The organism is Methylobacter marinus A45, assembly GCF_000383855.1.
Lineage (GTDB): Bacteria > Pseudomonadota > Gammaproteobacteria > Methylococcales > Methylomonadaceae > Methylobacter > Methylobacter marinus.
Window position 1 is genome coordinate 3822789 of sequence record NZ_KB912877.1, and the last position, 15585, is coordinate 3838373.

The following is a 15585-nucleotide window of genomic DNA, read 5'->3' on the forward strand; positions in this document are numbered from 1 at the left end:
GAAGCCGCCCCACAACAAACCCGTAGGAGCGACCGGTTGGTCGCCCAGTGTTCTCAAAACAAATAATAAAAGAGCGCCCTATGCAAGAAGCGATAATCGTCATCAATGCCGGCTCATCGAGCATCAAGTTCGCGATTTTTGCCGCCGACGGCAGCCGGCATCCCGAGGCGCTGTATCGGGGGCAGATTGCCGGCATCGGCAGCGAGGCGCAATTCAAGGTCCAGGGTACCAGCCGCGCGCTGCCGATACAGGATCATCAGGAGGCCTTGCGTGTGCTGCTGGACTGGCTGGACGAGCATGACAACGATTTGCAGGTGCTGGCGGTCGGGCATCGCATCGTGCATGGCGGCAGCGGTTATATCCGCCCGGCGCTGATCGATGAGGCCGTGCTGGCCGATCTCGAAGCGCTGGTTCCGCTGGCGCCGCTGCATCAGCCGCATAACCTGAGCGCCGTCCGCGGCTTGCGGAGGCTGTATCCCGAGATGAGGCAGGTGGCCTGTTTCGACACGGCCTTCCACCATACCATTCCCGAAGTCGCCCACACCTTCGCGCTGCCGAAATCGCTGTACCGGGAAGGCGTGCGCCGTTACGGTTTTCATGGCTTGTCCTACGAATACATCATCGATGCCCTGCCGGCGTATTCGGATGCCGAGGCCGACGGGCGCGTGGTGATCGCGCATTTGGGGCAGGGCGCCAGTCTGTGCGCGGTCAGGCAGCGGCAAAGCATCGCCACGACCATGACCTTCACGCCGCTGGACGGCCTGCCGATGGGCACGCGCTGCGGCTCCATCGATCCGGCGGTGGTGCTGTACCTGCTGCGGGAAAAACACATGACGGTCGATGCCGTTTCGGACCTGCTGCATTATCAGTCCGGCCTGGCCGGCCTGTCCGGCATCAGCGGCGACATGAAAACCCTGCTCGGCAGCGACCAGGCCGATGCCCGCAAGGCCATCGAGGTCTTCGTCTACCATATCCGCCGCGAACTGGGATCCCTGGCCGCCGCGCTGGGGGGGCTGGATACGCTGGTTTTCACCGCCGGCATCGGCGAACGGGCGGCCGTGATCCGCGAAAAAATCTGCAGCGCCGCCGCCTGGCTCGGCATCGATATCGATCCGGAAGCCAATCGCGACAACGCGGCGCAAATCAGCAGCGCGAAAAGCCGTGTTTCGGTCTGGGTGATTCCAACCAACGAAGAACAGATCATCGCTTACCACACCTATACATTAACCATTGGAGATCATAATGACTAGCCATCAGGAACCATCGGCATTGCCTCTTTCCGAGCAAGAACTCGAGCGCATCAATGCTTATTGGCGCGCGGCGAACTATCTATCGGTAGGACAGATTTACCTGCTCGACAATCCGCTGCTCAAGGAGCCGTTGCAACTGGAACATGTGAAGCCAAGGTTGTTGGGGCACTGGGGCACCACGCCCGGCCTGAATTTCATTTATGTGCACTTCAATCGCGTGATCAAGGCGCGCGACCTCAACGTCATTTATATCGCGGGCCCCGGCCACGGCGGTCCGGGCCTGGTCGCCAACACCTATCTGGAAGGGACCTACAGCGAGTTCTATCCCAACGTCTCCAAAGACGCCGAAGGCATGCAGAACCTGTTCAAGCAGTTCTCGTTTCCGGGCGGCATTCCGAGCCATGTCGCGCCGGAAACGCCGGGCTCCATCCATGAGGGCGGTGAACTCGGCTATGCGTTGTCCCACGCCTACGGGGCGGCGTTTGATAATCCCGACCTGCTGGTGTGCTGCGTGATCGGCGACGGCGAGGCGGAAACCGGGCCGCTGGCGACCAGTTGGCACTCCAACAAGTTTTTGAATCCCGAGCGCGACGGTGCAGTATTGCCGATTCTGCATCTGAACGGCTACAAGATCGCCAATCCCAGCTTTCTGGCGCGCATCGATAATGACGAACTATGCGCCCTGTTCACCGGCTACGGCTACAAGCCCCATTTCGTCGAGGGCGACGAGCCGGAAATCATGCATCAGATGATGGCGGCCACGCTCGATGTCATGCTTGAGGAAATCGCCGCCATCCAGCGAGACGCGCGCACCAACGGCTACTCCGAGCGCCCGCGCTGGCCGATGCTGATTCTGAGAACCCCGAAAGGCTGGACCGGTCCGGAAGTGGTCGACGGCTTGCCGGTCGAGAATACGTGGCGTTCGCACCAGGTCCCGCTTTCCAGGATCGGCGATAACCCCGAGCACTTGAAAATGCTGGAACAGTGGATGCTCAGCTATAAGCCGGAAGAGCTGTTCGATGAAAACGGCACGCTGATTCAGGAACTGGCGGAACTGGCCCCGATAGGCGAGCGGCGCATGGGCGCCAATCCGCATGCCAACGGCGGCCTGTTGCTGCGGGATTTGAGAATGCCGGATTTTCGCGACTATGCCGTGGAGGTGAAGAATCCTGGCACCGAATCGGCCGAATCGGTGCGCGTGATGGGCCAGTTTCTCAGGGACATCCTGGAGGACAACAAGGATCAGCGCAATTTCCGGATCATGGGGCCTGATGAGACCGCGTCAAACCGGCTCGGCGCGGTGTACGAGGCGACCGACAAAGCGTTCACCGGCGAGATTTATGATACTGACGAACATCTGTCGAAGGACGGCAGGATTATGGAAGTGCTCAGCGAGCATCAGTGCCAGGGCTGGCTGGAAGGCTATCTGCTGACCGGACGTCATGGTCTGTTTTCCTGCTACGAGGCGTTTATCCATATCATCGATTCGATGTTCAACCAGCACGCCAAATGGCTCAAGGTCACCAAGGACATTCCATGGCGCCGCTCCATCGCCTCGCTGAACTACCTGCTGACCTCACACGTCTGGCGCCAGGACCACAACGGCTTCAGCCATCAGGACCCGGGCTTTATCGACCATGTGGTCAACAAGAAGGCCGAGGTGATCCGCGTCTACCTGCCGCCCGACGCCAATACCCTGCTGTGGGTGACCGATCACTGTCTGCGCAGCCGCAACCGGGTCAACGTCATCGTGGCCGGCAAGCAGCCGCAACTGCAGTATCTGGATATGAGCGCGGCCATCAAGCATTGCACGGCCGGCATCGGCATCTGGGAATGGGCCAGCAACGACCGCAACGACGAGGCCGATGTCGTGATGGCCTGCGCCGGCGATATCCCGACGCTGGAAACGCTGGCCGCGGTGACGCTGTTGCGTGAGTTTTTTCCTGAACTGAAAATCCGCGTCGTCAATGTCGTCAACCTGATGCGACTGCAGCCGACCACGGAGCATCCGCACGGCCTGTCGGACAAGGATTTCGATTCGTTGTTTACCGATAATAAGCCGATCATCTTCGCCTATCATGGCTACCCCTGGCTGATCCACCGCCTGACGTATCGCCGGACCAACCATGAAAACCTGCATGTGCGCGGCTACAAGGAAGAGGGCACGACCACGACACCGTTCGATATGGTCGTGCTCAATGACCTGGACCGCTTCCATCTGGTCATCGACGTCATCGACCGGGTGCCGAAACTGCGCTATGTCGGCGCTCACGTCAAGCAGATCATGCGCGACAAGCTGATCGAACATAAGGAATACATCATCGAGCATGGCGAGGACATGCCGGAGGTGCGCGATTGGGCCTGGCCGGCCGGATGAATATGGGTACCGATAATGTGTAGGTCGGGTTAGCGTAGCGTAACCCGACGCACCGGAGTTGCAAATGTCGGGTTACGCTGCGCTAACCCGACCTACTGATCATCAAGCTGTTGACCATCGGCGTGCTGATCGAACATAAGGAATACATCATCGAGCATGGCGAGGATATGCCGGAGATACGTGATTGGGCCTGGCCGGCCGGATGAATATGGGTACCGATAATGTGTAGGTCGGGTTAGCGTAGCGTAACCCGACGCACCGGAGTTGCAAATGTCGGGTTACGCTGCGCTAACCCGACCTACTGATCATCAAGCTGTTGACCATCGGCGTGCTGATCGAGCATAAGGAATACATCATCGAGCATGGCGAGTACATGCCGGAGGTGCGCGATTAGGCCTGGCCGGCCGGATGAATATGGGTACCGATAATGTGTAGGTCGGGTTAGCGTAGCGTAACCCGACGCACCGGAGTTGCAAATGTCGGGTTACGCTGCGCTAACCCGACCTACTAAACACCAACTTATGAACCGGAAAAAAAACACTCATCTGATTATCAAGCTGTTGGCCATCGGCGCGTTGATCGCCGTTTTAAGCTATATTCTGCATCCAGGTCTGGGCCAGTTCAGCCTGACGATCAATGGCGAGCCGGTGGCCGATCCCCTGGCCCGTCTGGCCGCGATTCCGACCCTGCTGCTCATGCTGTTTTTTACCGTCCTGCTCGTGCTGCTGGTGCTTGTGGGCACCGGCATGATGCTGTTTCTGGGTATGTTGCTGTTTGTCGTGGCGGGTGTTTTCATCATGGCGCCTTATCTGTGGCCGGTACTGGTCATTATCTTCCTGGTTATCGTGCTCATGTCCCTGGGCCGTGATAAACAGGTCTGAGTTCTGCCGATGAATATTTTCAGGCGCGCATGGGTTCGGTATGTTCTGCGGCGCTATCTAATCGGTCATGATCTGTGGGAAAACGCAACCGACAGGCTACCTGTGCTGCGGGGACTGAGCTCCGTCGAAAAAGCGCATCTGCGCGAGCTGAGCACGTTATTTCTGCACGAAAAAAACATCATCGGCGCCCAGGGATTCGAGGTGACCGAGACCATGCGCGTGCAGGTGGCCGCAACGGCCTGCCTGCCGGTTCTGTATTTGGGAACAAGGCTGTTCTCGCCATGGCGCGAGGTGGTGATTTATGCCGGCGCTTTCCGGGTCAGTCGCGATGAAATCGATGGGATGGGCATCGTCCATCATCAGGACCGGGTGCTAAGCGGCGAGTCATGGGAACGCGGGCCGGTGATTCTGTCCTGGCAGGATATCGAGCAGGACAACCGGGCAGGGTATCAGGGCCACAACGTCATTATCCATGAAATCGCGCACAAACTGGATATGCTGGACGGCAGCGCCAACGGCATGCCGCCGCTGCACGCGGCCATGCCCGTGCCGCCCTGGACCGATGCGTTCAGCAGGGCCTATGACGAGTTGAATCGTCGCCTTGAGCATGATCACCCGGTTTGTGTCGATCCTTATGCGGCGATCAGCCCCGCCGAGTTTTTCGCCGTGTTCAGCGAATATTTCTTCTGCGCGCCCGACATTGTGCAGACGCATTTTTCCGATGTCTACCGGCAGCTTCGGCTTTACTACCGGCAGGACCCGCTGAGCCGGTTGCGCGCCGATGAAACGGCCGCGCAACCGATGCAAGAGGCTGCGGTTCGATGAATGAACGCGCCTCGTTATTGATGTATGCCATCCGCGGCCCGGTCATTCTCAAATACGCGGCGCAACTGATACTGGTGCAGGCCGGTCTGGTGGCGGTGCCGGCCCTAGTGGCGCTGCTTTATCAGGAATACGGACTGTCATTGCGTTTCGCTATGGTCGCCGTTGCATTGGCCGCCCTGTCGCGGCCTTTCGTTCGTTGGCCGGCGCCGGCGCATATTCAGGTCAATGAAGCCCTGACGGTGACCGTGATTGCGTTTCTGGTGGGCGCCGTATCGCTGGTTTATCCGTTCATGGGCGCGGGTTTGCCGTTTCTGGATGCCTTGTTTGAAGCGGTCTCCGGCATTACGACGACCGGCTTGACCACCTTGTCCGAGGTTGAAGACAAGCCGAAAGGCTTTCTGTTTGCCCGCTCCTGGATGCAATGGTATGGCGGCCTGGGCTTCGTCGTGCTGGTCATTGCTCTGCTGATGGGGGTGCAGCCGGCCAATCGCCGCCTGCTCGGGCAAGAGCTTGAACGGGAAAACGCCATCATGGATATACATAGCCATGCCCGGCAGGTCACGCAGGTTTATCTGATTCTGACTTTGATACCGATGGCGCTGCTTTATTTGATGGGCGTGGATGGCCTGACAGCGGTTGTTCATGTCCTGAGCGCCGTTTCAACCGGCGGTTTCTCCAATTTTAACGACAGCCTGGCCGGATTGAACTCATTGCCGGCCGGGTTTGTTGTATCTCTGGTTGTTGTATCAGGCGCTATATCGTTACCCTTGTATTACCGTTTTTATCGGCACGGTTTGAGCCGGTCAATGGAACTCGATGAAACCTTGGGGCTGATGGCGTGCCTGTTCTTTGCCGGGGTGACGCTGATGCTGAGCATGCACATCAAGGAAGGCATGGATTGGGATATCGCCGCCTTGCAAGGGGCGATGCTTGCGATGTCGGCGCAGACGACGACGGGCTTTAGCAGCCTGGACATCACCCGGCTGGATGCCGTCGCCAAAGTCGTGATGATCGTTGCCATGGCTACCGGCGGGGCCGTGGGCTCGACCGCGGGCGGGCTTAAAATTCTACGCGTCCTGATCCTGTTGAAACTGATGCATTACGCGGTGCAAAAGCCGGCGATGCCGGACCACAGCGTGCTCAAGCCGCGTCTGGCCGGGAAAACCATTGCCGCGGAGGAAATAAACGGCGTGCTGACCTTGCTGGGATGGGGGCTGGCGCTGATGGTCGGTTCCTGGCTGCCTTTTGTGGCGATGGGGTATCATCCATTGGATTCATTGTTTGAAGTGGTCTCGGCGCTTGCCACCACGGGGCTGTCGTCCGGCATCACGCGTGCCGATCTGCAGCCGGCGTTGAAACTGATACTGTGCTTTGATATGTTGGCGGGACGTCTTGAAATTGTCGCCTTGCTGGTGTTTTTATATCCGAAAACCTGGTTCGGAAGGAGAGTGAGGGAATTATGAGAGCCGTATTTCTGGGTGCCGGTTCTCTGGCGACCATGACAGCCAGAATCTTAATGAACAGAGGGCACGAAGTCATCATTATCGAGCAGGATAAAGACCGGATCGATGCGCTGACGGACGAATTCGCCTGCGGTTTTATTCATGGCGACGGCAGCAAGCCCGCGATTTTAAGGGAAACAGATCCCAGGGACGTCAATTTCCTTTTCTGCCTGACAGGCAACGATCAGATCAACATCATCGCCAGCCTGGTGGGACGCTCCCTGGGCTTCAAGCGCGTCATCACCAAAATCGAAGATCCCGAATTCGTGCATATTTGCGTGGAACTGGGTTTGACAGATACCATCGTTCCCGACCAGACCATCGGCCGTTACCTGGCCGACATGATCGAAGGGCAGGATTTGCTGGAGTTGAGCGCGATGATCAAGGATGAGGCGCGGGTGTTCTCTTTCATCGTCCATCCGGCGATCGAGGACGCCATCGGCTCGCTGGAACTGCCCGACCAGTGCCGGATCATCTGCCTGTACCGGAATGGCAAATTCAAAATTCCCGAGGCGGACTTTGATTTCAAGGCCAACGACGAAGTCGTGGTGCTTACCCACAGCCGAAACCTGGGCTGGTTAAACGACCGGTTCGCCGCTCAGACGGAAGGATAGGGCATCCGCCGGCATGCAAAAGCCGCGACGGCTGGGCTGTGGAATTCAATAATCATGAGGAGATGAACAATGACCGAAAAAATTGAAATCGAAATACGGGAGATGCAGCAGAGAATGCGGGAATTTCTCAGGCTGCATTGGAAATTCTTCCTGGCGGAGGGGGCATTTTTCGTCATTCTCGGCATCGCGGCCATCATCGTACCGCAGATTTTTACCATCGCGATCGCTTTATTCATCGGCTGGCTGCTGCTGCTGGGCGGCATTGTTCAGATTGCCAGATCTGTGCGTTTCATATCGATGCCGGGCTTTAACCTGTGGATTTTTATCGGCATTCTCCAGGTGATCATCGGTTATTTTCTGGTCGCGCAACCGGCGAAAGGGGTACTGACCCTGACCATGCTGATGACGCTGTTTTTTGCCATGGAAGGCATCGCAAAGATTTCCCTGGCCTTCATGATGCGCCCGCTGGAACATTGGGGCTGGGTATTGTTCAGCGGCTTTACCGCCCTGATGCTGGCCATCGTCGTCTGGGCCGGCTGGCCCGGCACGGCCGCATGGGTGCTCGGCCTGCTGTTGGGCATCAACATGATCTTCCTCGGCGGCTCATTGGTCAAGCTCAGCCTGCATCATGGCAGAAACGCTTGAGGCCTCGGCTTTGTTAACAAATAAAAACACTTGCCGTGCATAGTTTATGTTGGATTTTAGCGGAAAATACTATAGAATGACCGACCAAGTTTCCTACATGGGGTGTTAGCTCAGTTGGTAGAGCAGTGGACTCTTAATCCATGGGTCCAGGGTTCGAGTCCCTGACGCCCCACCATATAAATCAAAGGTTTAGGTGAAAATCTAGGCCTTTTTTTATGCCTGAAATAAAAAATGTCGCAAAAATGTCGCACTAGCTCAAAATCTGCCGCACTTACTGCCGATTCAATAGACACAAAAAAGACCGGTAAAAACCAGCCTTGATTGAATCTCTCGGATCCACGGCTTATTGAATTGTGATTTCCTGCTGTAGCGGCGCGCGATATTTGGCACAGATTTGCGCGATATTTGGCACAAATCTTACTTGCAAATAACGCAACTTAATTACTCATTCTGCAATACACTCCCCATAGATACCTCCGATTAAACACCAGCGTCTGACTTTACGCAGACTGATCCATTTTGATACCATCGAGCGGCTGCGTTTGCTATGGGATGGGCCCGGTTGCAATAGCGGCCTACCATTCAAAGGATCTGCAACGTGATTAAAAAAACTGTTTTCATGATGGCCGGGTTGTCGGCTGTCGGGTGCACGTCGGTGACGGTTCAGCCGCTTGATGCGGCTTATAACGTCAAGCATATTTGCATCACGGAAAACCCCAAAGTGATCGTTGACGAGCTGGTTCCGGTAATAGCCGAAGGACTATCGCGGCATCATATAGAGAGCACATTTATCCAGTCAACCGTTGATAACGCCATACGAAGTGGGGATGATCAGCGCTATGATCATTACTTCATGGGGGTAACACCCGCCCCTGACTCCTGCGATTATCGGTTAACCTATACGGCCCGCCAATCCTGGGATTTTACGACTTATCTATGTACCGCCGACATTGAAATATCAGACAGGCGATCCGTGATTGCGAGAGCCAATTATCACCTGGTCGGCAATGGCGGTTTGTCTTTAATGAAGTGGCAAGGCGTAAAAACCAAAATCGATCCGGTTATGGATGAGCTGTTACAGTTCTACAGATAACCGGCTCACGCCCAACCAAACCCAATCACATGCGTCTGGTGCGAGTTGATGCCGTCCCTGACCGCGAACAGCTCCACGCGCGGATCGGTTAATGTAAACAGCGCGAACGTGTGCGTAGTGCCGGTCAGTCCGGTGGCCTGCTCCTTGAGAGTTGCGCCGTCGTACAGGCTGACCGTATAGCTAACGCCAGACTCGGGGCCGATATTGCCTGCCGATTGCGGCACCAGCGAGGCCGTTTGCTGCAGCCGGTCGCGATGCGACCAGGTCACCGTGATGGCTCCAGACAACGCTGCTGCAGGGTAGGCGTCCCCGTTCAGTTTGACATTGCCGGGGGCATACGGTTTCTGGGCGCGCCCAGTCAACGAAACAGTTAGTTCAGCGGCGTCGGCCAGGTCGAGTTTGCCCAAGGGTGCGGTCGGCAATATCTTGGCATTGACGGTTTCGCCGCTGATCCGCTCCAGGGTTTCAAACGCCTGGTGATCGTCAATAAAGTACAGCCTGGCACCGGCGGCATGAGCGACCGGCACGGTATCCAACACGCCGCGATCGAGGCTGACCGTGCTGTTAACCAGGTCAATCGTGGTGACGGCCACCAACTCATCATCCAGCAACGCATAGCGGCCGACCGCCACCTGATCAAGATTGTAGCCGTTGGCGATGGCGATGGCGGCATTACTGACGGCCAAGCCCAACGCTGCCGTCACAGTAGCGGTCGGGCAGAATTGGCCGCTGCCGGCCGGGGCATAGGCCGCCGCTCCAACCCGCGTCTGCAGATCGAAGCCGAAAAAATCGGATTTAGGCTTGACCGCGCAGGCCGCCACGAACGCAAAGTTCGCCCCCAGCTGGGCATGGTCGGCCGCCGACAGATTGAACACCGAATCCCAATAGGTGGCCTCGTAAACGCGCTGATAGGTGGCAGCGACAGGCGCGCTCGGTGAATCGGCCCATAATGAATCGATCGGTGTGTAATACACCGAGGCCGGGAACGCGAACACATCCTCGACCGCCGTGATAATGATGGCGCTGTCGTTAATGGTGCCGAAATCGATATCGCCGATCCGGTAAACGACATCGGCTATCCCGTACTTATTCCAGCTGAACTTGAAGACATCGCCCTTGTTGAGCCCCCAGACCGTCCGGTTGCATTTGAGCCGGATCGCCGACAAGGGCGTCGACGACACGCGCAACTCGCGCTGCGCGACCTTTTGCGCCAGCGTCGCGTTCGATATGCCTGGCATTTGCAATGTTTTGGAGATACGCCGGCCCTGGATTTGTTGATTGCCGATATCATGAACGATAACGGGTTTATCCTGATCGGTGCCCTCGTCATGATAAATCAGCGCCACCTCATTGATGGTGTCCTCCCAGCCGGAGCGCTGGAACGATTCGAACGCGATGACGTTATTTTCGCTAATCGATAGCAGGTCATTAACGCTGTAATCGTCCCTGACCAGCTTGATCTGAATCTTGCCGGTGGCGATATCGGTGCGGATCACGCCGTCGATCTGCACCAGCACCATATTGATGAGGTCGTCGATTGATTGCGCCTGCTCCCAGATCAACGAAAAGCCGTTGCCTTCATTATATAAGGTGTCGGCCGCCGCCATAAATGACGCCTCGTCGATCAATGATGCCGCCAGGCCCATACCCCAGTTGCGATCAGTATACAGCTCGCGGATGCCATGGGCCGGGTTCATGTCGTCGCCGATCCGTGCCTTGGCCAGATACCACATCGGTGCGCCCTGGCTGTCGATATTAGTGCGCTGGGCCTGGATGGCCATGGCCTTCATGTAGGGATTGTGCAGCGCGTAATAGAAGCTTTTGAACAGCAGCGTGCAGACGCCTCGAAACGCCGGGATAGACGCCTCGCCCAGCACGCCGGCCAGATAACTGTCCTGCGTTTGCGTGGCCTTGCCGGACAGGATAGAGACCTGGCCGGACACGCCGCCTTCCTTGGATTCGCCGCCGAACAGGCCGGGCTGGTCGATCGCGATCTCGGTATCCATGGCCGCGCCGCTCCAGGCCGTACGATCCGCAAACACGATCCTGGTCACGGCATCGATCGGCCCGTGGCACAGCGCCGCCTGCCAGCCCAGATAGTAATAATATCCCGCAATGGTACTCGAGCCCTTGCTCATTGCCCGCCCTCCTGCTGTCTGGCGAATTCGACGACCTGTTCGGCCTGGTAATCGCCGGTCGCCAGCAGAACCTCGGCCTCGATGCCGTGCTTGCAAAAATCATCCCAGTCCAGGCCGTAATGCTCGGCAAACGACCGCGCGCCGCGCGCACAATAGCCCGTACGGCCGCCCAGCGGCATTTGCCGCATGTGATGCAGATAAATGCGCATTATTTTTTCCCCTGACTGACCTTGTGCGGCCGGGTCGAGCGGTCGCCGTACCAGACGATATTTGCCGATTTGAAGGTGCGCTTGCCGAACAGCACCGGCACGAAGCGGCTTGGGTCGGCTTGCGGCACATTTTCCAGCGCCTGCGCCTCCGGCGCTTTCGGCTTCGGGGCCAGCAGTACCGACAGCGCCATGGCAATCAATTGAATGATGATTAATACAACTTGAACCCACATATGGTCGCTCCTTTAGAACAGCATGGTGCCGCCGAACGGCGAGTTGGTCGGCATATAAGGGAAACCACCGTAATTGGGCAGATTATTGAACCGGCCGTCGCACATGGCCGGGCTATGGTCGCAGCCCGGATAAACCGAGATCGACACGCCAGCGGCCAGCGACTCGATCGGCGACAAGAGCGTGACCGTATCGCCGGCATGCGCGGTCATCATGCGCTTTTCGACCACGCCGCCAGCGGTGATAAATTCCAGCAGGCCGCCGACCCAGTAGCCGTCGTCCTGCCCGGCAAAGGCCGGGCACACCACGCTGTTGCCGGACACCGACTGCACCGTGCCGGCGACCTTATACAACTCTTTAACGACATTGCAGGACAGCGGCGTCTGATCATACAAGGCGTGCGAACAGGGCGCCCCGAATGTGCGCCGCAGGCCCTGGGCCTTCTGCGCGGTCATGATCGACTCGCACAACAGATCGACGGCGGCGGATTTGAATTCGGCGTTCTTGACCCGGCCGATCCAAAGCACAACCGTTTCCGTATCGCTGCGGTGCTTGCCGTAGATCGTCACGGACGTGTTCTCGGCCGCCGGAAAGGCGATATACGTATGGGCCAGCGTGTTGTTGCGCGGCAGCGTGATCGTGACCGACTCGCTGCTCAGGCCGCCGCCGAAGCGGAGCTTCGAACGCTTGATCAAGCCGGCGTCGAAGGTCTGGCCGTTATAGCTCTGCGCCACATCCGACGAGGTATAACGCCATGACTGGGCGCCGCGCTTGAATTCGTAGAACTCAACCGGGCTGCCCTTGATCAGTTTTTCAATTGCACTAAACGTCATCGAGCACACTCACAAAGGTTGCCGCGCATTGCGCGATAGACGCCGTCTCGTGTTCGAGGGTGACGGTATCCGACGCCAGGCGCATATAGGTTAAAAACGAGAGGATTTTGATCTGGCTGACGGCAACATCGGCGCCCAGCGCGCTGTCGAGAACCAAGGCCTCGGTGCCGTCGCCGTTGTCGGTGGCCGAAATGATGCGCCGGTAATAGACGGTTCCGGCCTTAGTCTTGATCACCAGATCCCGGCGGTTGTTGGGCAGGTCGGACAGATACAGGCTGTAGCCAGTATAGGCGACCGTGATGCCATTATTGCCGGCGCCGATATCCTGCATAACGGTAAAGTCGCTCTGGCCGCTGGCCAGCCAGCAGGCATTGAATTTGCCGGCGCGCGCGAACAGCGCCTGAATCAGGGCATGGCGCTCGGCCAGCGTCGCGGCCAAAAAGTTATAATCGAAGGCGATGGCGGCGCGGTTGGATTGATCATCGACGTAGCGGCCGTTGATGTTGAAGTCGATGATCTCCAATTGCCGCGCCCATTCCATCGACACATCGCGCGCGACGTTGTTAGGCGTGGTCAGCACCGGCAGGCCGCGGTACAGCGTCGTGTAATCGATGGCCTCGTAGGCGTTGTCGGTGTCGTCGCACAGGAACTGCATATCGTAGACCGATAAGCCGGCATGCTCCAGCTTGCCTTTCTGCGTGGCGTCCAGCATCCCCAGGCGAAGCGGATAAACCGGCGTATTGGCCGGCCAGTCCTGCGTCAACGGCGATGCCACGGTAATCGATGAATCGCTCATATCCGCAATCTCGAACGCCTCGTAGACGAACGCCGCCTGCCTGATGATACCCAAGCCTCCAATATAAAAGCCGCGATGGCGCGTATCGCAGGCGATAGCGCTTTGGTTCGATGTCACGCCGCTGCTCAGGCGGGTAACATCGAACCAAAGCGGTATCGCGAAATTGCGGCTTTGCCAGGCAGCTAGCAGGATATTGCCGCGCTGCTGCTCGTCGCCCTGCAGGATGATCCGGTATTGCAAGATCCGGCGCGGGTATTCGCGCAGCTTCCGGCGCTGCTCGCCGCCGGCATAACTTGTCAGGATCTCGGTCAGCCATTCGAAGGAATCCCTGATCGCCCGGCTCCAGTCCGGCTTGATCGCGAACGGCACGACGCGCTGGCCCGTGACCCGCAGATCGATGGCGCCGGTATCGAATACGAAGCTGTAGGCGGCATCGATCCTGGGCGGGCCGTTGACCGCGATGTTGAGCGTGTAGATCCGGCTCTCGTTGCGCTGGAAAACGGTCGGCTCGACAATGGGACGGTTCAGAATCAGGCCGTCGGTCAACGATTCGTTAATGGTCGACAGCGTGCGGGCCGCGTCGATCCAGGCGTTCCAGACTTCAACGTCGCGCTGTTGCGCCGACAGCAGATTGCCCAGGGCGATCGGATTGGGCAGGATGTGGATGCGGAAGTAGAAGTCGTCCATGTAGCTGGGCGCCTTGTGGCCCGCCAATAGCGGGAACGTCACGGACGCCACCGGCACATTGGAGCTGAACGTAGCGCCAACTAAGTCTAGTCCGACAGCTGAGCAGCCCGGAGGCCAGCCGTTGCCGGAATACGTGTTTAGGTTATCGGTTAAGTAGTACCAATCAGCTGTGCCTTGAGCAGCAGGATCATAGGCAATACCGCCTTTTATAGTTTGTAGGGTTGTGTGGAGAACTGAACCTTTGAATACAAGAGAGCCTGCTTGAATTTCGGCTACATCGGGTGTGGTTTCCCATACCTGTAGCGCAGAAGCTTTAAAAACAACTGAGCCAGCAGATATCTCACTATACATAGGCTCGCCGGTTTCGCAATCTACCTGTAAAACCGCTCCTTTAAGAACTAGACTTCCGGCGCTTAACTCACTGGTGTTGCTTTCTCCGCTTGCAGTTGAATCCCATGCAGAGAAACCAGATGGCAGGGGATAGATAAAATCAGCTTCCGCGAAAAGGGCAGTCCCGGATGTATTAGTTTCATACCCAGACCAGAACGCATAAACTGTAGCAGGCAAGCTACTGTACTGAGGATTTGCTTCGGTAACTGGGTTGCCGGAAAGTATCCAAGTCCCGTTTTTGCCAAACCATAGTTTGCCGTTTTTGATGGCGACCATAATAACATCGCCTGTCGTGAAGGTAACTCCAGGTGTAGCAGTTGTAGCCCCGTTACGTAATGTGCCATTAGTCGGGGTATTTTGCCACCCATAACCGGCCGAGTCCTGTCCAATATACGTTGCAACTGATGCACTGTCAGAACCGATCCCGATAATGGTCTGATTAGCTGTAGTCGCTTCAACTAATATCTCAAAATAGTAAGCATCCGATGTTGCTTTGGCGACAGTTGATCTTACAGACTGCCACGATGTAGCGTTTTTAGTCGCTGTCAAATCTCCGTTTGACAGGACTACATTAGCGCCCTTATTAGCACTGTCGAATACAACGGCCATAGCAATATTATTGAGTAGTATTAAACGCCGTTAACCTTCTGAGTATAAAACCAGCCAGAAGCGCCAATCAGGATAGATAAGTCGTACCCTGCCGAAACGGTTACATCCTGTGGAGTTCCGCTGTTATAGTTAAGATACCCGTAACCAATCAAAGGTTTATTACTTGCAGGTGTGTTGTTGTACAATACAAACAATCTAGCTGTTAAGCCTGCTCCACTGGCTGTCCAAGTTGGGTTATCTGAATGAAACTCCCACTCGCCAGGATTAGCTCCTGCTTCCAGGGTTTTAGTAGTTAAGGCGATTCCGCCAGCCGTGTAGCCGTTGGCTGTCGCAAGCTCATTGGTTACAGAAACATCAAAGAACTCATGCAGAGCAGCATCAGGCACATAAGCGGATGTGCATAGAGCTACCTTGATATCGTCAGTCAGAAGGTCAGGGATGCTCTGATTTTTTGGTGCTTTGTCATACCATGTAAAAGGTGCTGCTGTAATTGCCATTGCCTTAT

14 protein-coding genes and 1 tRNA gene are annotated in these 15585 nt (G+C 56.8%); 9 read left to right on the forward strand and 6 right to left on the reverse strand.

Features of this window, described 5'->3' with window-relative positions; genetic code table 11:
• Window positions 1–80: 80 nt before the first annotated feature.
• From METMA_RS0117955 to METMA_RS25895, 9 genes are all read left to right on the forward strand, one after another.
• Window positions 81–1250, forward strand: coding sequence for an acetate/propionate family kinase (locus tag METMA_RS0117955; RefSeq protein WP_020160497.1), 1170 nt, complete (start codon window positions 81–83; stop codon window positions 1248–1250).
• A complete protein-coding gene (locus tag METMA_RS0117960) occupies window positions 1243–3627 on the forward strand; it encodes a phosphoketolase family protein (protein WP_020160498.1) in 2385 nt (794 codons plus the stop codon). The genes METMA_RS0117955 and METMA_RS0117960 overlap by 8 nt, the downstream gene beginning before the upstream one ends.
• A gap of 521 nt (window positions 3628–4148) precedes the next feature.
• Window positions 4149–4508: a hypothetical protein gene (locus METMA_RS0117970; RefSeq protein WP_020160500.1), complete on the forward strand. Its 360-nt coding sequence runs from the start codon at window positions 4149–4151 to the stop codon at window positions 4506–4508.
• A gap of 9 nt (window positions 4509–4517) precedes the next feature.
• Window positions 4518–5333 (forward strand): M90 family metallopeptidase, encoded by an 816-nt coding sequence (locus tag METMA_RS25010; protein WP_020160501.1) that lies wholly within the window; start codon window positions 4518–4520, stop codon window positions 5331–5333.
• Window positions 5330–6796 (forward strand): TrkH family potassium uptake protein, encoded by a 1467-nt coding sequence (locus METMA_RS0117980; protein ID WP_020160502.1) that lies wholly within the window; start codon window positions 5330–5332, stop codon window positions 6794–6796. Before METMA_RS25010 ends, METMA_RS0117980 begins: the two co-directional genes overlap by 4 nt.
• Window positions 6793–7449, forward strand: coding sequence for a potassium channel family protein (locus tag METMA_RS0117985; RefSeq protein WP_020160503.1), 657 nt, complete (start codon window positions 6793–6795; stop codon window positions 7447–7449). Before METMA_RS0117980 ends, METMA_RS0117985 begins: the two co-directional genes overlap by 4 nt.
• Window positions 7450–7518: 69 nt before the next feature.
• On the forward strand, window positions 7519–8094 hold the full coding sequence (locus tag METMA_RS0117990) for an HdeD family acid-resistance protein (protein ID WP_020160504.1): 576 nt from the start codon (window positions 7519–7521) through the stop codon (window positions 8092–8094).
• Between the two features lie 99 nt (window positions 8095–8193).
• Window positions 8194–8269 (forward strand) — tRNA-Lys (locus METMA_RS0117995).
• Between the two features lie 423 nt (window positions 8270–8692).
• Window positions 8693–9187, forward strand: a complete 495-nt coding sequence (locus tag METMA_RS25895; RefSeq protein WP_020160505.1) for a hypothetical protein — start codon at window positions 8693–8695, stop codon at window positions 9185–9187.
• A gap of 5 nt (window positions 9188–9192) precedes the next feature.
• Here the strand turns inward: METMA_RS25895 and METMA_RS25020 are convergent, their stop codons facing one another.
• The 6 genes from METMA_RS25020 to METMA_RS25905 form a co-directional block, all read right to left on the reverse strand.
• Window positions 9193–11325: a phage tail protein gene (locus METMA_RS25020; protein WP_020160506.1), complete on the reverse strand. Its 2133-nt coding sequence runs from the start codon at window positions 11323–11325 to the stop codon at window positions 9193–9195.
• On the reverse strand, window positions 11322–11534 hold the full coding sequence (locus METMA_RS0118010; protein WP_020160507.1) for a hypothetical protein: 213 nt from the start codon (window positions 11532–11534) through the stop codon (window positions 11322–11324). Before METMA_RS0118010 ends, METMA_RS25020 begins: the two co-directional genes overlap by 4 nt.
• Complete coding sequence (locus METMA_RS0118015) at window positions 11534–11767, reverse strand: hypothetical protein (protein ID WP_020160508.1); 234 nt, start codon at window positions 11765–11767, stop codon at window positions 11534–11536. Before METMA_RS0118015 ends, METMA_RS0118010 begins: the two co-directional genes overlap by 1 nt.
• A 12-nt stretch (window positions 11768–11779) precedes the next feature.
• Window positions 11780–12598 (reverse strand): phage BR0599 family protein, encoded by an 819-nt coding sequence (locus tag METMA_RS25900; protein ID WP_020160509.1) that lies wholly within the window; start codon window positions 12596–12598, stop codon window positions 11780–11782.
• The gene (locus METMA_RS27870) at window positions 12588–14081 is read right to left on the reverse strand and encodes a hypothetical protein (protein WP_020160510.1); all 1494 of its coding nucleotides are present in this window, start codon (window positions 14079–14081) and stop codon (window positions 12588–12590) included. Before METMA_RS27870 ends, METMA_RS25900 begins: the two co-directional genes overlap by 11 nt.
• Window positions 14082–15100: 1019 nt before the next feature.
• Complete coding sequence (locus METMA_RS25905; RefSeq protein ID WP_020160511.1) at window positions 15101–15577, reverse strand: hypothetical protein; 477 nt, start codon at window positions 15575–15577, stop codon at window positions 15101–15103.
• Between the last annotated feature and the right edge of the window lie 8 nt (window positions 15578–15585).

What these genes read in the sequence shown, in the direction of transcription:
- METMA_RS25900 (WP_020160509.1), bottom strand. Translation starts at nt 12,598, where the DNA reads ATGACGTTTAGTGCAATTGAAAAACTGATCAAGGGCAGCCCGGTTGAG.
- METMA_RS0118010 (WP_020160507.1), bottom strand. Translation starts at nt 11,534, where the DNA reads ATGCGCATTTATCTGCATCACATGCGGCAAATGCCGCTGGGCGGCCGT.
- METMA_RS25010 (WP_020160501.1), top strand. Translation starts at nt 4,518, where the DNA reads ATGAATATTTTCAGGCGCGCATGGGTTCGGTATGTTCTGCGGCGCTAT.
- METMA_RS0117960 (WP_020160498.1), top strand. Translation starts at nt 1,243, where the DNA reads ATGACTAGCCATCAGGAACCATCGGCATTGCCTCTTTCCGAGCAAGAA.
- METMA_RS0118015 (WP_020160508.1), bottom strand. Translation starts at nt 11,767, where the DNA reads ATGTGGGTTCAAGTTGTATTAATCATCATTCAATTGATTGCCATGGCG.
- METMA_RS0117980 (WP_020160502.1), top strand. Translation starts at nt 5,330, where the DNA reads ATGAATGAACGCGCCTCGTTATTGATGTATGCCATCCGCGGCCCGGTC.
- METMA_RS25905 (WP_020160511.1), bottom strand. Translation starts at nt 15,577, where the DNA reads ATGGCAATTACAGCAGCACCTTTTACATGGTATGACAAAGCACCAAAA.
- METMA_RS0117970 (WP_020160500.1), top strand. Translation starts at nt 4,149, where the DNA reads ATGAACCGGAAAAAAAACACTCATCTGATTATCAAGCTGTTGGCCATC.
- METMA_RS0117955 (WP_020160497.1), top strand. Translation starts at nt 81, where the DNA reads ATGCAAGAAGCGATAATCGTCATCAATGCCGGCTCATCGAGCATCAAG.
- METMA_RS27870 (WP_020160510.1), bottom strand. Translation starts at nt 14,081, where the DNA reads ATGGACGACTTCTACTTCCGCATCCACATCCTGCCCAATCCGATCGCC.
- METMA_RS0117985 (WP_020160503.1), top strand. Translation starts at nt 6,793, where the DNA reads ATGAGAGCCGTATTTCTGGGTGCCGGTTCTCTGGCGACCATGACAGCC.
- METMA_RS0117990 (WP_020160504.1), top strand. Translation starts at nt 7,519, where the DNA reads ATGACCGAAAAAATTGAAATCGAAATACGGGAGATGCAGCAGAGAATG.
- METMA_RS25020 (WP_020160506.1), bottom strand. Translation starts at nt 11,325, where the DNA reads ATGAGCAAGGGCTCGAGTACCATTGCGGGATATTATTACTATCTGGGC.